We start from the raw sequence: 14,663 nt of genomic DNA, 5'->3' as shown, positions 1-14,663 counted from the left end.
CGCCGACACAGGACCTACACCGTCAAGCCGCGCCGGCACCGGTACGCTTGCCGAATTCGGCTTCCGCCGTTGAACCTTGCGGTTCGTTCTCGACGACCATCGCATCCAGCGAATGACGCAGCTCCCTCATCAAGCTGTTCTGATGCGCCAGTGCGGCGATGCGCCGTTCGCAATTCAGGATCGAGTTCGTCAGTTCGCTGACCTCGGACGCCCTTGAGGAGGACGCCGAGCCATTCTCCATCGCCTCGACCAGAAAGGCCGCGTTGGTGGCCTTTGAGCGATAGCGATTCTCAAGCCCGGTCTTCTCCGCAGCGATCTCGGCGGCAATCTGATCGAACAGCCTTGCCAGGCGATCGAAGCGCGAGAGATCGGTCTGCCGGTCCCGGGCCGGGTCTCTTGACCTGAAGCCAAATATCGAAGCCATCCGGTTGGCCTTTCAAAATTGCTGCACCGCAACATACAGTGCCATCCCCAGGACAAGTAGGCAACCTCCCAGTTTCGGAAAGGCAATTTTTTCGACGTTGCGGCCACTGTCGCTGGCAACAGTGAGGCTACTTTTCCGCAGGCGCGCTGGTCCCGGCCATGAGGAAGCGCATGGGCTGCACCTGTTTCTGCGTCGTGGCAAAACCGGCGCGACGAAACAGCGCGTCCAACTTGTCGGAGGCCACGCCGCGAACGATGGGAATGAGGTTTGATTGACTGGCGAAGGCATAGGCCGCGGCCGACGCCAGACCGCGCTCGGCCTTGACGTCGAGGAAGTTGCGCAGCCGGTATTTGTCGCGCACATGCCGCTCGTGGCGTCTCAGCACAGCCTTCGAGCCTTCCGGCAAACTGCCGATCTCAAGCAGCGCCAAGTCCGCATCGGCCAGACGCTTCAAATCCTGCGTCTTGTGCCGGCCACTCAGCGAATCAGCGCGCACGATGGCGCCATAACCGCAGGAGCGGATGACCTTGAAACGCGCGCCGCGGGCGACCGCCCGCGCATAGAGCTCGTAGTCTTCGCCCAGGCGCAGGTTTTCGTCGTAGCGCAGCCCATGCCGGTCCAGGAAGGCCCTGGAGATGACCGGCTTGAGGAAACCCAGTTCGCCGCGCTGCACACGCCGGCTGGAGATGTTGCCTTCGATAAACTGTTCGAAGTCGAGGAACTCCGGATCGGCCGAAAAAGACGGGGCGACGATCTTCGAGACATCGGTGGCCGCATCGTCCCTGATCAACATGATGTTGTCGGCGGCGAAATCCCAGTCGGCGCTGGCAAACAGGTTGTGAAACCTGCCCTCGAGGAAGAAATCATCGGCGTCCAGAATGCTGATGAACGGCGACTTCGACCCGGCGATCGCGGCGTTGCGGGCAAAGGAGGGGCCTCGATTGATGTCGAGACGCATGACCGAAAGCCTGCCGCTGCCATCGTCGGCGGCGCGGGCCACTTTGGCGGTGTCATCGGTGGAGGCGTCGTCGACGACGACGACTTCCGCCACCTCCGGCTCGCGCAGCGCCGAGGCGATGGCGGCCGGAATTGTCCGGGCGGCATTGCGGGCGGCGATGATCACGCAGACCTGGGGTTCTGTCGGGGACATAGATTCACCTTTCGATTGCAAGTCGTTCCGTACCCCCATGCTCATTGACGTTGCGGCCGCTCGAAAAGACGCCGGCTGAGATCGGCGGACGCGGCCCAGCCGGCCTCGGTCAGATAGCGAACGGGTTCGCGACCGCACAGTTCCCACAGCACCGTGCGCCGCTGGGGCCATCGCAAGGACCACAGCCAGGGCGCAATGACCATGTGGAACAGATCTTCATTGCCAATGCGCGACAGAATGCGGGTGGCCCGCTCCGACAGAAGCGTGCCGGTGCCGCCAAGCAGTACGTCGGCGGCGCGCAGGCCGAGCAGCAGCGTGTCGGCCAGCCCCTGCTCCGCGGCGTAGTCGAGCACATTTTGCTGCTCGGCTTCGCTCAGGCGGCTGGCGCTGGCCCTGATATCGCAGACATAGCCTGCACAGGGTTCGCGATTGAAAAGCGCCTTGGCGACGCTGATGCAGGAAAGCAGCAAGGTGTCGGAAGCCGAGATGAAAGGCATGCTGGCGCCGGCGATGGCGACAGAGCGCTTGCGCCGCAGAAAGCCATCGGTATCGCGCGGACTCGGCGAACCGGGCTGCTGGAGCCGGTAGTGGAGATCGACGGTGGAGGGCTTTGGCCCGCTCTCGCGCACCATATGCTGCTCGCCCAGAAAGCGAACCCACCAGACGGAACGGGACTTGCCGGCGACCTCGTAGCCAATCGAGCGGAGCGCTTCACGGGCTTTGAAAAAACCGGTCGGCGACACCAGGATGTCGACATCCCCGGAAGGCTTCATGAAATGGTCGCCATAGAGCAAATGCTGCTGAAACGGACCCTTCAGGAAGACGAAATCGATATGCTTGTCGCGCAGCACCTTGTCGATCGCCATCGAGTCCATGATGCAGGACGAGTTCATCGAAACCGTGCGCCTGCGATAGGTGTCGAGCCATTCAAGCAGTCCGGGCGGCGCTTGGGCTGCCGGCGTGCGCGACAATGCCTTCAGAACGAAGGTCGCGACCTTGTTCAGCCTGGCGATGTCGGCGATGCTGGCAGCGGAGATGGCCGGCACAGACGTTGTGCCGGCGCCCGACCCCGAAGCGAAATAAAGCCTCAGGCACGCTTGCACATAGGCGACTTCATCGGCGCAGTCGGCGGCACGCAGTCTTTCGTAGGAACCTTCCTGCAAGGCCATTTTACGCAAAGTCTCCGGAAAAATTCGGACGCCGTGTTCTCACGCCGTGTTATATTGCAAGTGCGAAGGAAAGCATCGCGAAAATCGTTCCCGGCGTCCAGTTTTTCCTTCGGGCCGGATTTTCTTGCAACCAGAGCGTTTACAGGCGCAACCTCGCAAACGGGCGGAAAGCGCGGCCAAAATCCCGAGCGCTGTTGGGAGATGCAACCGCAAATCGGCCGGGATTTGCACTATTTTGGCGCATATTTCGAGTTGCTTAAAAAGCAGTCACTTTCGGAGGAAACATTTATCGTAATTAAATCATATGCTTATTTAGATGGCACGGATGCGCCGTTGAATTCGTTTGTGAGGCGAGACTAGGATGTGACTGCCAACGGTTTGATCACTGTTGGAGGCAAGCGCAACCAACAATTGATTAACCGTTGGTAAATCAGGCTTGACTCATACACAACGCACATGCAGCTATTGCAATGCAGCATAGAACGCGCTGCCGGCACTCGACAGGCCGTTTCCAGTCCTTATTGGAGAGTAACATGGAACAGAATGTTGAAAAGCAAGAGTACGAAACGCCAAGCCTGACGGTTCATGGTTCTATTGAAACCATCACCCAGGGCGGCGGCGGCAATACGGCGATTGACGCGGCATTCCCCGCGCACACGCCGATCAGCCAACTCACGTTCTCTTGAACTTACTTTCGTCTCAGAGTGACGACGTTGGGGCTCTGGACGCGAGTGATAATGGAGGGCCGGGGGACAAGATCACCCGGCCCTCTCCCTCCCCTGGAACTCCCGAAGCGTATTGTAAACGAGGTTTTAGGATGAGCTGGAATCCATCGGACGACGATTGCGTAAGCGCGACCGAGGATGCCGTGGCCTGCGAATTCGGCACCGGGCTGGCGATCCTCGACCTGAAGTCCAATATCTATTACAGCCTGAACAGCGTCGGAGCCTATATCTGGGAGCTGATCCAGGAGCCAAGGCCAATCTCTGAAATCCGTAGCGCCGTGCTCGCGCGCTACAATGTCGACCCCGCGCGCTGCAAGGCCGATGTCGACGGATTGCTGAAGGGCCTGGCCGATTCAGGACTTGCGAGGCTCCACCATGAGGAACTTGCCTAGGGTTCTCTCCCTCAGTGGTTCGGAAATGCTGTTTCTCGCCCGCTGCCTTCTGGTGGTCGCGGCAGTACGGCTGGGGCTGACACTGCTTTCCTACAATCAGATTCGCCGCATGGTGACGCGGCTGGATGCGCAGCAGCCGGCCGGCATCGGCGATCTGCGGCGCGTCGCCTGGGGCGTGGCCGCAGCGGCTCGCCTTGTCCCCTATGCCAGCTGTCTCACCCAGGCGCTTTCCGGGCAATATCTTCTTGCCCGCCAGGGCAACGCTTCCAAAATACGCATCGGCATCGAGCGTGATACCGGCACGCAACTGAAAGCGCATGCCTGGCTGATGAGCGGCGACCAGATCGTGCTCGGCGGCTCGATCGACAGGTTCGCCCATCTCGTCGACCATGGTCAGTAGCCGATGAGCGGCGTCGCCGGAATTCTGCTCAGGCAGGGGCACGCGCCGGCAGCAGCCGCGGCCGACATCCAGCAGATGCTTGCACGCATGCATCACCGGGCTCGTGACGGCAGTTCGTGGTGGACCGACCCATGCGTCGCTCTTGGCCACGCATGGCTCAACACGACGGACGAAGCCGGCCCCGGCCCACTGACCATGGGCGGCGGCAAACTGGTGATCACCGCCGACTGCCGCCTGGACAATCGCGACGAGTTGCTGGCGAGGCTGGGCATCAGGGACAGCTCTGTTGCCGACGCCACATTGCTGATGCGTGCCTATCTGCGCTGGGGCGAGGCCTGTCCCGTGCATCTGCAAGGCGACTTCGCCTTCGCCATCTGGGACAGCGAACGCCAGACGCTGTTTTGCGCCCGCGATCATTTCGGGGTCAAACCCTTTTACTATCATTCGAGTGACCGGCGTTTCGTCTTTGCCTCGGAGATCGGGCCGATCCTCGGCGTCGACGGGGTCAGTGCGCGCGTCAGCGACCATCAGATATCAGGGTTTCTGGCCGGACTTCCGGACGATCCGCAGTCCACCCACTACAGCGAAATCTTCCGCTTGCCGGCCCGCCACAGTCTGACGGTCACGGGCAGCCAGGTGGTGCTGCGCCGGTACTGGCAGATCGAGCCGTCGCAAAGGCCGATGCGATCGGATGCCGCCGAGGAATTTCGCCATCTGTTTTCACAGTCGGTCCGCAACCGGATGCGGGGAACCTCGGCGGTCGGCGCGATGCTGAGCGGCGGCCTCGATTCTTCCTCGATCGCCTGCGTCGCCGGCCTGCAGAATGCCGCTGAGCGAAGGCCGCGACTGCCCACCTTCTCGTTGATCTTCGAGAAGGGCTCCTCGATGGATGAACGTCCCTTCATCGATGCCGTGCTGGAGCAGAAAAAGGTCGACGGGACGCTGATCGCCGTCGGCAACTACGCGCCGTTCGCGGAGTTCGACCGCATCCTGGAAGAGCAGGAAGGAACCTTCCTGGCGCCGGGCCTGTCGCTGACCCGTAGCATCTACAGGACTGCCGGGGCGAAGGGCATCAAGGTGCTGCTGGACGGCCATGGCGGCGACGAGGTCGTTTCGCAAGGCCATGGCCATCTGCACGAACTTGCCAATGCCGGCAAATGGATGGAGCTGTGGCGGGAGATGCGCGGCGCCGCCGACACCTATGGCGACGGCATGCTCGGCATGTATTTCCAGTTCCTGACCATTTACGGGCCGGCATGGCGCATCGCCAAGCTCAGACATGCGGCAAACCGCATCCTCAACAGGATGCGCGCGCCTACGCCACGCGGTGGAAGCTGGCGCGATCTGATCAATCCGGACCTGGCCAGGCGAACCGACCTTGTCGAAAGATTTCACAGGGCGGGCTATATGCCGCCAAGCGTCAGTGCCAGCGAGTCCTTGACGCATCGCTGGATCCTTTCAAACGGATATGTGCCGCATGCGTTCGAGGTTCTCGACAAGGCCGGAGCCAATTTCGGCGTCGAGCCACGCTATCCGTTCTGGGACAAGCCGCTGGTCGAGTTCTGCCTGGCATTGCCGGGTGAGGAAAAGCTGAATCGCGGCTTTGGCCGCTATGTGCTGCGCCGCGCCATGGAGGGCGTGTTGCCGGCTGCGGTTCAGTGGCGGCGCGACAAGATCGATTTCACCGCCAATCTCGTCAACGGCATGCTCGGCAACCACCGCGATCTCCTGGAGCAGGTGCTCGTCTCCGATGCCAGGCGCATCGCGCCCTATGTCAACCTGCCAGTGGTGACCGCCGCCTATGCGCGGCTGCTGCGCCAGCCGGACCAGGCAGCGCCGCTGGATGTCCAATATGTCTGGCGCTCGGCGTCGCTGTCGCTCTGGCTGCGTCAACTCCAGCACGGTGGGAGTCCCGCATGATGCCTCGCAACACATTGCTCGCCGCTGACCTACATGACCAGGTCCATCCGCAAGGCCAAGCAGTGAGACAACGTCGCTTCTACAAGGCCTACGGCCTGACGATCAGTTCGGACGTGGCGTTGCCCGAGCTGGAGCCGGCCGAGCCGGCTGCGGCCGACATCGTGATCGCGGTGGGTCCGATCGACTTGCCAGCGCCTTCGCTCAAGGCCGGGACCGCTTTTCGGTTCGAGCCAGACTGGCAATATCTGGCATGGCCGGCGGTCGGCGCATTTCTGATCAGCGATGCCTGCCGGATCGACGTGGATCCGGCGCCGGGGATCGACGACCAATTGATCGCGTTTCCGCTGCTGGGGCCGGTGCTGGCGCTGCTGCTGCATCAGCGCGGCCTGCTCGTCCTTCACGCCAGCGCCATTGCCGTCGGCGGCAAAAGCGCGATCTTCATGGGCGACAAGGGCGCCGGCAAATCAACGACAGCGAGCGCGATGATCCGTGCCGGGCATGGATTGCTCACCGACGATGTCGTGGCGCTCGATCTGGCCGCCGAGCCGATGATCGTTCCGGGCTTTCCGCAGCTCAAACTGGCCGCCGATGCCGCCGCCGCCATCCAGATCCGGCAGGCGGAAGTGCGCCCGCAAGTGCATCCTGCCATCGACAAGACCCAGCATCGGCTGCATGGCGGATTTTCGAGCGACACGATACCGGTGACGCGGATCTATATCCTTGAGCGCGGCGAGAAGGCCGCGATATCGCCACTGCCGGGCCTCGGTGCCTTGCCGGCAATCATCAAGTTTTCCTACGTGACACGCTTCGGCCGCCCGGCCCTGGTCGGCGACTTCGCCGCAACGCATCTTCGTCAATGCGCCCAGTTGGCCGACCATGTCGGCGTGTGTCGCCTTGAAGTGCCGACCGGCCTCGATCGCATCGGCGAAGCCGTCGATCTGATCGAGAAGGATCTGGCGGCCGACAATCGGCGGCGGTGAGCCAAGCATGGCTGGATCCTCACCCTTTCGCCTGTCGCTGTTGCGGGAAGTCGCCGGGTTCGGCTCCGTAGTCGCTCGGATCGGCGGGCGGAGGGCCTGGACGGCATTGATCTTCCTGATCCTGGGAAGCCTGACCGAAGGCATCTCGATCCTGCTTCTTGTTCCTCTGCTGCATCTGGTGGGGCGGCCCGATCAGAATTTCGCGATCAAGCTGCCTGACAACGACATGGTGCGCTGGCTGGTGCCGGATGGGACGCTGCAATTGACGACGGTGCTTTGCATGCTCGTCGGGCTGGTCACGCTGCAAGCGGCTTTCAACCGCTTCAGATCCGTTTACATGGCCGGCCTTCTGCTCGATTTCATCAACCGCCTGCGCATGAACCTGTTCGAGAGCATCGGCAAGGCGCGCTGGGGGATATTCGCGCGCATGCGAAGTTCCGACCTCGACCATGCGCTGACCGGCGACATCGACCGCGTGCAGGCGGCGGCCTTCTCGCTGATGATGCTGGTGCAGATCGCCGTGCTTCTGGCCGGCTACCTCATGGTCTCGCTGTTCATTTCGCCGATAATGACATCGGTCGCCATCGTGATCGGCGTGCTGACGTTTGTTGCGCTACGGCCGTTTCGAGCCCGGGCCACGGCATTCGGCCGGGTCCTGACGACCAATCGCCAGGAGCAATACCGCACGGTCTCGGAGTTTATCGGCGGCATCAAGGTGGCCAAGAGCCTGAACGTCGAGGCGACCTATTTCGCGCAGCTCCAGTCGACGCTGGAACGGATGAAGACCGACAATATCAACTATGTGCGCAACAGCTCGATCGGCACCGCCCTGTTCCAGGTGGCCAGCGTTGTGGGCCTGAGCCTGTTCGTCTACATCGCGCTGGTTCGCTTCCACCTTTCGCTTGCCGAGATCGTCGTCCTGCTACTGGTTTTCATGCGCATTGCGCCGCGTTTCATGGACATGCAGACGCAGGCCCAGCAAGTTTTGATCAATTTGCCGGCCTACACCTCGATGCGCGACTTGCAGACGCGTTTCGACGCCGAGCGCGAGCCGGCGAATGCCGAGCCGCAGGCGAATGGAAAGCTGTCGCTCGACAAGGGTTTGAACATACGCAACGTCTCCTTCGCCTATGGCGACGGCACCGGCAAGCCGGTGGTGAGCGACATCACCTTCGGTCTTCCCGCCGGCAAGGTGACGGCGCTTATCGGCCCTTCGGGATCGGGCAAGAGTACGATCGCCGACATGCTGCTTGGCCTGCTCGAGCCGACGCAAGGCAGAATTCTTGCCGACGGCATCGAGATCAGTGCCGCCAATCGCCGGCGCTGGCGCGATCAGGTGGCGTATGTGCCGCAGGATGTGTTCCTGCTGCACGAAACGATCGCCGCCAATCTGCGCCTTGCCGCGCCACAAGCCAGCAATGACGATCTTTGGAAAGCACTTCGATCGGCGCATGCCGCGGAGTTTATCGAACGGCTCGAACACCAACTGGACACGGTGGTCGGCGACCGTGGCGTCCGGCTCTCGGGCGGTGAACGCCAGCGTATAGCGCTGGCGCGGGCGCTGCTTCGCAAGCCGTCTCTGCTCATCCTGGATGAAGCGACCAGCGCACTCGACTGGCAGAACCAGTCGTTGATCGCCAAGTCGATCGATGGGCTGCGCGGTTCGATGACGATCCTGACCATTGCGCACCGGCCATCGATGATCGCCTTCGCCGACTGGGTCGTGGCCATGGAAAACGGCCGGATCGTCGAGGTCGGGCAGTATCAGCGGCTGAAGGAAAAAGCCGGAAGCCGATTGTCCCAGATGCTTTCAGGCGAGCAATCCGAGCGGGAGCCGGCCGACGCGACCTGAGGTTGCTGCGCAGGCTTCGAGCAATATCAGTGAAGGCTTCGCCTTGCGGTGAATTTCTCGCCTTCGGTGGCTTTGTCCGCGCTCAGGTTTCTTTCGGCTTCACGGGCCTTGTCGGCCGACGTCGGCGCGCTCCTGGCAACCATGACGTAGACCATCAGGAAGTAGCCGACCTGAATGATGACCGCGCAGATGACAACGCGAATCAATGTTGTGGCAAGCGACGCGCCGTCGGCATAGGACCATGCCACCACGATCGCGAGGGCGAAAAGCATTCCGACGATGAATTTTGGCAGTGACATGACCGGCGGCCCGTCAACCAGCCCGAGCATGCAAAAACGACGACTTACCCACCCGAGTATCTCCCCATTCGCCATGCGGGCTTATCAGTTTGCCCGCTGTCGGCCGGTTGCTTCCGGCCTTTCCCAACCTATCGAGACTCTAACAGAAATAATTTGCGACTCTATTAAGGCGGGAAACTGACGGCAAGGCCAGACGCAATTAATTTTGAATGGGCTTCAGAGATCGACTCTGCCATGCTGCGGCGCACACGCAGGCATCATGGCCAACCTCTGGAGATGAATCCAACGCCAGTAAAAGCCACAATATTAATTAGTATTTTATGCGAATATCCCTATTTTCCGCATTCAAATAGAGCACATGTATGTTTCCTGGCCGATGCCAAAGAACGATTTGCCCAAAGATGGCCTTAAAAAGACACTAGATTTCCTGATTTTGCTCACGGTTTGTCACAAACGTGCCACAAAGGCGAAATTTTGTGCAGAGCGAGTTTATTATTTGGTCAATTCATGACGCGACTATTTCAACAGCATGGGAAATTGTGTGTTGCGCTGCAGCATTTTTTTGATATCTTGCCGTAAACCATTCGTTGAACGTATGGAGTTTACGGCATGAGGGATATCGCTAAGTCGGCCAATGCGGGCTTTTCGCAGGTCGGCATTGATTTTCCGCCACCAATCGGCGGTCTGCTCAAGCGCAGTTTTGATATTGTTGGTTCACTGGTCGGCCTGGTAGCGCTCAGCCCGCTGTTTGTGATGGTTGCGCTTCTGGTCAAGCTGTCCGACGGCGGCTCGATTTTCTACGGTCATAAGCGGATCGGCAGGGGAGGACGTATCTTCCCGTGCCTCAAGTTCCGCACCATGGTTCCGGACGGCGAAAGGGTGCTGGCCGCCTATCTTGCGGCCAATCCCGACGCCAATGCGGAATGGACGGCGACCCGCAAGCTGAAGAACGACCCGCGCGTCACCCGTGTCGGAGCCGTTCTGCGCAAGCTCAGCCTCGATGAACTGCCGCAGATCATCAACATCCTGCAGGGCGATATGAGCCTTGTCGGACCTCGTCCCGTGGTGCGCGACGAGCTTGAGATCTATGGCAGTGCCGCGGTCTACTATTTGAAGTCGCGCCCCGGCCTGACCGGGCTTTGGCAGGTCAGCGGACGCAACGACGTTTCCTATGACAGCCGCGTCGCGTTCGACCGCCACTATGTCGAGAACTGGTCGTTGTTCGAGGATGTTCGCATCATCATCAAGACCGTGCCTGCCGTGTGGATGTCGCGCGGATCCTACTGACCGGGCGGCAGTCGCCCATTCCGGCGTGGCGATGCCGACAGCAAGCTCATCGGGCGATGGGGCCAAAGCGGATCGGAAACGTTCAGTTGAAAACAGATATTCTTGACCTCTTTCGCACCGGCAGTTCTGCCGGTCGTTTGGTGCCGGCCCGCCTCACGGCCGCCTGCCTCGCTTTGTCCCTCGCCTTCCCGCAGATGGCCGCAGCAGATGAGTATCGTCTCGGCTCGCAGGACAAGCTCAATATCCGTGTCGCCGAATGGCAGACGGTCGAGGGCACGTTCCGCGATTGGGCGGCCGTAAACGGTGAATATTCGGTCGGCCCCGCCGGAACCTTGTCGGTGCCGTTCGTGGGCGAGCTGCCGGCAGCCGGCAAGACCACTTCGGAGATCGCCGCCGCGATCAGCCAGGCATTGCAACGTAAGCTGGCGCTTTCGGACAAGCCCGAAGCGTCGGTGGAAATGGTGCAGTTCCGGCCGTTCTACATTTCAGGCGAGGTGCAGTCACCCGGCCAGTTTCCCTACGTGCCCGAGCTGACCGTGCTCAAGGCGATCAGCGTTGCCGGCGGCATAAGGCGCAATGCAGATTACGGCCCCCAGATCGGCAAAGACCTGGTCACCGCCAAGGGCAATTACGACATTTACGAGGACCAGCAGGTTCGCCTGCTTGTCAGGCGGGCGCGTATCGATGCCGACATTGCTGGCAAATTGAGCTTCGATCCGCCGAAGGAGGTCGCAGACGATCCGCGACTGCCGGCTATCGTCGCCGATGAAATGGCGATTCTGAAGTCCGACCAGAACAAGCTGAAGCTGAAGTTGCAGGCGCTCGATGAGCTGAAGGGCGTTTTGCAGGCCGAAATCGAATCGCTGCAAAAGAAGATCGTCAATCAGCAGCGACAGGTCGACCTGGCCAAGCAGCAACTCGACAGCATCGGCCCGCTGGCGCAGAAGGGCTTGATCGTCAACACGCGCGTGCTGACTTCGGAGCAATCGATCGCCAATCTTCAGGGCCAGGTCCTGGACTATGAAACGGCCATCCTTACCGCCAAGCAGTCGATCAGCAAGGCGACGCAGGATGCCATCGATGCGCAGAACACCCAGAGTTCGAGCCTCGCCGCCGACCGCCAGCAGACCGAGACGGATCTGAACGAAGCCACGTTGAGGGTGGGCATGCAAAAAAGCCTGATGGCGGCGGCATCGGATCCGGCAACGACGGCTGCCATCACGAGCGGCGCAGAACCGGCCTTCCTCTATTCGCTAGTACGCGTTGTCGACGGCAAGACGAGCGAGATCGCCGCCAAGGAGGACACGCCAGTGCTGCCGGGCGACGTGATCAAGGTCAAGCTGGCGCCGACGGCCAGCCAGTAGGCAACGCCCGGCGTCATCGACGCCGGCCGGCAGGAATTGAGAAGGCAGCATCGAGTGCCGCCCAGCCCGGGCGCAGGAGACCAGCTGTAGTCCTCGCGCAGCGATCCGCTGATGAAGGCATAGAATGCAGCCGGCACCCCGCCACGTGTACCTCAATCTCGACGCGCTGCGCGGCGTGGCGGCGATCAGCGTGATGCTCTATCATTTCTCGCCGTTCATCACCGACGGCAAGGTGCTGCCCTCGAGCTATCTCGCGGTCGATCTGTTCTTTCTGCTGAGCGGGTTTGTCATCGCTCACGCCTATGACCGGAAGATCGAAACCGGGATGGGGTTCGGCACTTTCCTGCTGATCCGGCTGATCCGTCTCTATCCGCTTTACCTTGCTGGTACGCTGCTGGGCTTTTTCTATCTGCTGATCAAGAACCGGCTGATCCCTGCTGAGTACCTGCCGCTTTCGGACATCGCCGTCATGCTGACGACGGGCATGTTTTTCATTCCGCTTGTCGGCAGCGCCTATCACACGATCTTCCCGCTCAACCCCGCCTCCTGGTCGCTGTTCTTCGAGTTCATCGTCAACATCGCCTATTTCCTGCTGTTCTTCGTGCTGCCGAAAAGGCTGCTGACAGCGCTCATCGCCGGCAGCCTCGCATTGCTGGTCGTGGCGGCGGCCGTGGCCGGCACGCTCGACTTCGGCATGACCGGACAGACCATCATCAGCGGCCTGCCGCGCGTGTGTTTCTCGTTCTTTCTCGGCGTGCTTTTGTGCCGATCGATCGGACGCTATCAGGGCAGGCTGGGCTTCCTGCAAACCGGCTACTTCGCCGAGATCGCGCTTGCGCTGACGCTGGTGATCTTTGCCATCGCGCCGCATGGCGCCTTGCGCCCGGTCTATGATCTGGCCTGCGTGGTGATCTTGTTTCCGATCATGGTCGTGGTTGGAGCGCTGGCACCAACCCATCCGCGCGCCGCAAAGCTCTACAGCTGGCTCGGGCGGATCTCCTATCCGATCTATATCATTCACACGCCGCTGCTGATGATCATCGCGGGCGCCGGCAAGGCCGTGTCCATCGATCCGTTCGCGAACCACCCGTGGTTCGGCATCGTCATGGCCCTGGCCGTGATCGCCATCGGCGACATCGCTACGCGCCTCTATGACGAACCGGTGCGGCGGTTCCTGCAGCGGCAGATGCTGCGCTCGCGCGCCATCGCCTGAGCGCTGCCCCGTCCCTATCTCATTGCGTGCGTTCAGCCATTTTCGGTTTCGCTTCCTGGATGGCAATCCAGGACCGTTGCGGCAGCACCGCCGGCACTTCGCGCAACTTGAACAGGCTGTAGTAGACGACGAATGACGCGGTGAAATAGGGGCCGAGGATTTCGACCTCGAAGAAGGAGCGGAGCAGCATCAAGCCCGCCGCTCCGGCAAGGACCACTGAATCAGCCCGCCAGTCGCGAAAGATTACGGACGACACGTGTCCATAGAAGGACCGCAGGATGACCAGAGCGATCAGCGTCACGCCGACAAAACCGAGTTCGACCAGCGTCTCGATATAGGTGTTGTGGAAGTGGAAGCCGGTGCGGGTCGAGATGTAGAACTCGGCCCACAACCGTTCCGCCTCGGCGAAGCCCTGCACCCAATAGGCAGCATAGCCATAGCCGAGGATGGGGAATTGCTGGGCGGCTTGCCAGCCCTGCTCCCAGAGATAGGTTCGCCCGGTGAGCGTCGAATCCTTGCCGAAGATGCCGAGCACGAAATCCAGCAGACCAAGGTTCAGGGCGGCAAAGACTGCCCCGACCAGCGTGCAGGTACCGACCGCGAACAGCACCCGTCGGTAGCGGCGCGACAGCACCTTGCTCATGGAGAGCAAGATGACGACCGCCAGCGCTGCCGGCAGCGACGCCACCGAGGTGGCGGAATGCGCAATGGCGAGCATATAGACCGACAGCAGGCCTATCGGCGCCGTCCAGACCAGGCTTGGCCAGCCACGCCGGTAAAAGACGACGAAAACGAAACAGAGATAGATGCCGAGCGACGAGAAGAAGCCGACCTGGTTCTTGGAGCCGAAAGCACCGACGAAATTGAAGGTTCCGTCGAGAACGTCCTCGGCGTAGTTCCCGACTTTGAGCGAATAGAGCAGGACGACAAAAATCCCGATTAGCGAGCCCACCACCAATGTTCGGACGCTGACCGTGCGCGCGGCGATGTAGGCGCACAGGATATGCGAGAAGTACTGAAGTCCCGCTCGCGCGGTGATGCCTGGCGCATGCGACCAGAAGACCGAGAAGCAGATGTAGGCCGCGAAAGTCAGCGGCAGCCAGGCGTCGGAGAGATGGCGCAAAAACCGCCGGTAATCCACAAGGATGAGCGGCAGCCAGACCGCATAGTAGGCCAGGATCAGGATCTGGCCGAAATTGGTGGAATAGGCGAAGGCAAAAACCGAAACGGCAACAGCAAAGCTGCCATAGACGGCGTTCTTTTCCGGTTCCACCAGCAAGGATTTTGGAATCTTCATATCTGTATCGGATTTCTCATCCACGCAGCCTTTCATCGGGCGCAAGCGCCGATCGGCGATTATCCGCGAGATGCCCGCTCGGCAGGCATCCATTGTGCAGTGCAATATAACCTATCGCCCCCGTCACTCAACGGCAAAAGTGTCACGGGCAAACGGGTCGGTAGGCGGGACCATGCACCATAGGAATGGCG

General features: G+C 61.0%; 14 protein-coding genes. 9 read left to right on the top strand and 5 right to left on the bottom strand.

Annotated features, from left to right (window positions below):
- Window positions 1–22: 22 nt before the first annotated feature.
- From AC1D0N_RS02865 to AC1D0N_RS02855, 3 genes are all read right to left on the bottom strand, one after another.
- The gene (locus AC1D0N_RS02865; protein WP_477241182.1) at window positions 23–424 is read right to left on the bottom strand and encodes a hypothetical protein; all 402 of its coding nucleotides are present in this window, start codon (window positions 422–424) and stop codon (window positions 23–25) included.
- A 127-nt stretch (window positions 425–551) separates the two neighbouring features.
- Window positions 552–1,574 carry a glycosyltransferase family 2 protein gene (locus AC1D0N_RS02860; RefSeq protein WP_477241180.1) on the bottom strand — a complete coding sequence of 341 codons (1,023 nt, stop codon included), beginning with the start codon at window positions 1,572–1,574 and terminating at the stop codon, window positions 552–554.
- A gap of 41 nt (window positions 1,575–1,615) precedes the next feature.
- Window positions 1,616–2,743: a nucleotidyltransferase family protein gene (locus AC1D0N_RS02855; protein ID WP_477241178.1), complete on the bottom strand. Its 1,128-nt coding sequence runs from the start codon at window positions 2,741–2,743 to the stop codon at window positions 1,616–1,618.
- Window positions 2,744–3,276: 533 nt separating this feature from the next.
- Here AC1D0N_RS02855 and AC1D0N_RS02850 point away from each other — a divergent pair.
- The 6 genes from AC1D0N_RS02850 (at window position 3,277) to AC1D0N_RS02825 (ending at window position 9,012) form a co-directional block, all read left to right on the top strand.
- Window positions 3,277–3,429: a lasso peptide gene (locus AC1D0N_RS02850; protein WP_477241176.1), complete on the top strand. Its 153-nt coding sequence runs from the start codon at window positions 3,277–3,279 to the stop codon at window positions 3,427–3,429.
- Window positions 3,430–3,560: 131 nt separating this feature from the next.
- Window positions 3,561–3,860, top strand: coding sequence for a PqqD family protein (locus AC1D0N_RS02845; RefSeq protein ID WP_477241174.1), 300 nt, complete (start codon window positions 3,561–3,563; stop codon window positions 3,858–3,860).
- Window positions 3,844–4,260 carry a lasso peptide biosynthesis B2 protein gene (locus AC1D0N_RS02840; protein ID WP_477241172.1) on the top strand — a complete coding sequence of 139 codons (417 nt, stop codon included), beginning with the start codon at window positions 3,844–3,846 and terminating at the stop codon, window positions 4,258–4,260. The genes AC1D0N_RS02845 and AC1D0N_RS02840 overlap by 17 nt, the downstream gene beginning before the upstream one ends.
- Window positions 4,261–4,263: 3 nt before the next feature.
- The gene (locus AC1D0N_RS02835) at window positions 4,264–6,180 is read left to right on the top strand and encodes a lasso peptide isopeptide bond-forming cyclase (RefSeq protein WP_477241170.1); all 1,917 of its coding nucleotides are present in this window, start codon (window positions 4,264–4,266) and stop codon (window positions 6,178–6,180) included.
- On the top strand, window positions 6,177–7,160 hold the full coding sequence (locus AC1D0N_RS02830; protein WP_477241168.1) for a phosphoenolpyruvate carboxykinase (ATP): 984 nt from the start codon (window positions 6,177–6,179) through the stop codon (window positions 7,158–7,160). The genes AC1D0N_RS02835 and AC1D0N_RS02830 overlap by 4 nt, the downstream gene beginning before the upstream one ends.
- Window positions 7,161–7,167: 7 nt before the next feature.
- A complete protein-coding gene (locus tag AC1D0N_RS02825) occupies window positions 7,168–9,012 on the top strand; it encodes an ABC transporter ATP-binding protein (RefSeq protein ID WP_477241166.1) in 1,845 nt (614 codons plus the stop codon).
- Between the two features lie 26 nt (window positions 9,013–9,038).
- Here the strand turns inward: AC1D0N_RS02825 and AC1D0N_RS02820 are convergent, their stop codons facing one another.
- On the bottom strand, window positions 9,039–9,386 hold the full coding sequence (locus AC1D0N_RS02820) for an exopolysaccharide production repressor protein (protein WP_477241164.1): 348 nt from the start codon (window positions 9,384–9,386) through the stop codon (window positions 9,039–9,041).
- Between the two features lie 534 nt (window positions 9,387–9,920).
- On the opposite strand from AC1D0N_RS02820, the gene AC1D0N_RS02815 reads away from it, so the two are divergent.
- The 3 genes from AC1D0N_RS02815 (at window position 9,921) to AC1D0N_RS02805 (ending at window position 13,175) form a co-directional block, all read left to right on the top strand.
- A complete protein-coding gene (locus tag AC1D0N_RS02815; protein ID WP_477241162.1) occupies window positions 9,921–10,598 on the top strand; it encodes a sugar transferase in 678 nt (225 codons plus the stop codon).
- A gap of 86 nt (window positions 10,599–10,684) precedes the next feature.
- On the top strand, window positions 10,685–11,962 hold the full coding sequence (locus tag AC1D0N_RS02810) for a polysaccharide biosynthesis/export family protein (protein WP_477241160.1): 1,278 nt from the start codon (window positions 10,685–10,687) through the stop codon (window positions 11,960–11,962).
- 124 nt (window positions 11,963–12,086) lie between these two features.
- Window positions 12,087–13,175 (top strand): acyltransferase family protein, encoded by a 1,089-nt coding sequence (locus AC1D0N_RS02805; RefSeq protein ID WP_477241158.1) that lies wholly within the window; start codon window positions 12,087–12,089, stop codon window positions 13,173–13,175.
- A 19-nt stretch (window positions 13,176–13,194) separates the two neighbouring features.
- On the opposite strand, the gene AC1D0N_RS02800 is transcribed toward AC1D0N_RS02805, so the two are convergent.
- Window positions 13,195–14,472: an O-antigen ligase family protein gene (locus AC1D0N_RS02800; RefSeq protein WP_477241156.1), complete on the bottom strand. Its 1,278-nt coding sequence runs from the start codon at window positions 14,470–14,472 to the stop codon at window positions 13,195–13,197.
- Between the last annotated feature and the right edge of the window lie 191 nt (window positions 14,473–14,663).

The sequence above is a fragment of the Mesorhizobium sp. P2_E10 genome (assembly GCF_056404235.1).
Note: the sequence above shows the minus strand (reverse complement) of the source record. Positions and strands in the feature narration are given on the sequence as shown.

Bases quoted from the DNA above. Each gene is read 5' to 3' on its own strand.
- AC1D0N_RS02840 (WP_477241172.1), top strand. From the start codon at position 3,844: ATGAGGAACTTGCCTAGGGTTCTCTCCCTCAGTGGTTCGGAAATGCTG.
- AC1D0N_RS02835 (WP_477241170.1), top strand. From the start codon at position 4,264: ATGAGCGGCGTCGCCGGAATTCTGCTCAGGCAGGGGCACGCGCCGGCA.
- AC1D0N_RS02825 (WP_477241166.1), top strand. From the start codon at position 7,168: ATGGCTGGATCCTCACCCTTTCGCCTGTCGCTGTTGCGGGAAGTCGCC.
- AC1D0N_RS02850 (WP_477241176.1), top strand. From the start codon at position 3,277: ATGGAACAGAATGTTGAAAAGCAAGAGTACGAAACGCCAAGCCTGACG.
- AC1D0N_RS02855 (WP_477241178.1), bottom strand. From the start codon at position 2,743: ATGGCCTTGCAGGAAGGTTCCTACGAAAGACTGCGTGCCGCCGACTGC.
- AC1D0N_RS02830 (WP_477241168.1), top strand. From the start codon at position 6,177: ATGATGCCTCGCAACACATTGCTCGCCGCTGACCTACATGACCAGGTC.
- AC1D0N_RS02805 (WP_477241158.1), top strand. From the start codon at position 12,087: ATGCAGCCGGCACCCCGCCACGTGTACCTCAATCTCGACGCGCTGCGC.
- AC1D0N_RS02845 (WP_477241174.1), top strand. From the start codon at position 3,561: ATGAGCTGGAATCCATCGGACGACGATTGCGTAAGCGCGACCGAGGAT.
- AC1D0N_RS02820 (WP_477241164.1), bottom strand. From the start codon at position 9,386: ATGGCGAATGGGGAGATACTCGGGTGGGTAAGTCGTCGTTTTTGCATG.
- AC1D0N_RS02800 (WP_477241156.1), bottom strand. From the start codon at position 14,472: ATGAAGATTCCAAAATCCTTGCTGGTGGAACCGGAAAAGAACGCCGTC.
- AC1D0N_RS02865 (WP_477241182.1), bottom strand. From the start codon at position 424: ATGGCTTCGATATTTGGCTTCAGGTCAAGAGACCCGGCCCGGGACCGG.
- AC1D0N_RS02815 (WP_477241162.1), top strand. From the start codon at position 9,921: ATGAGGGATATCGCTAAGTCGGCCAATGCGGGCTTTTCGCAGGTCGGC.
- AC1D0N_RS02860 (WP_477241180.1), bottom strand. From the start codon at position 1,574: ATGTCCCCGACAGAACCCCAGGTCTGCGTGATCATCGCCGCCCGCAAT.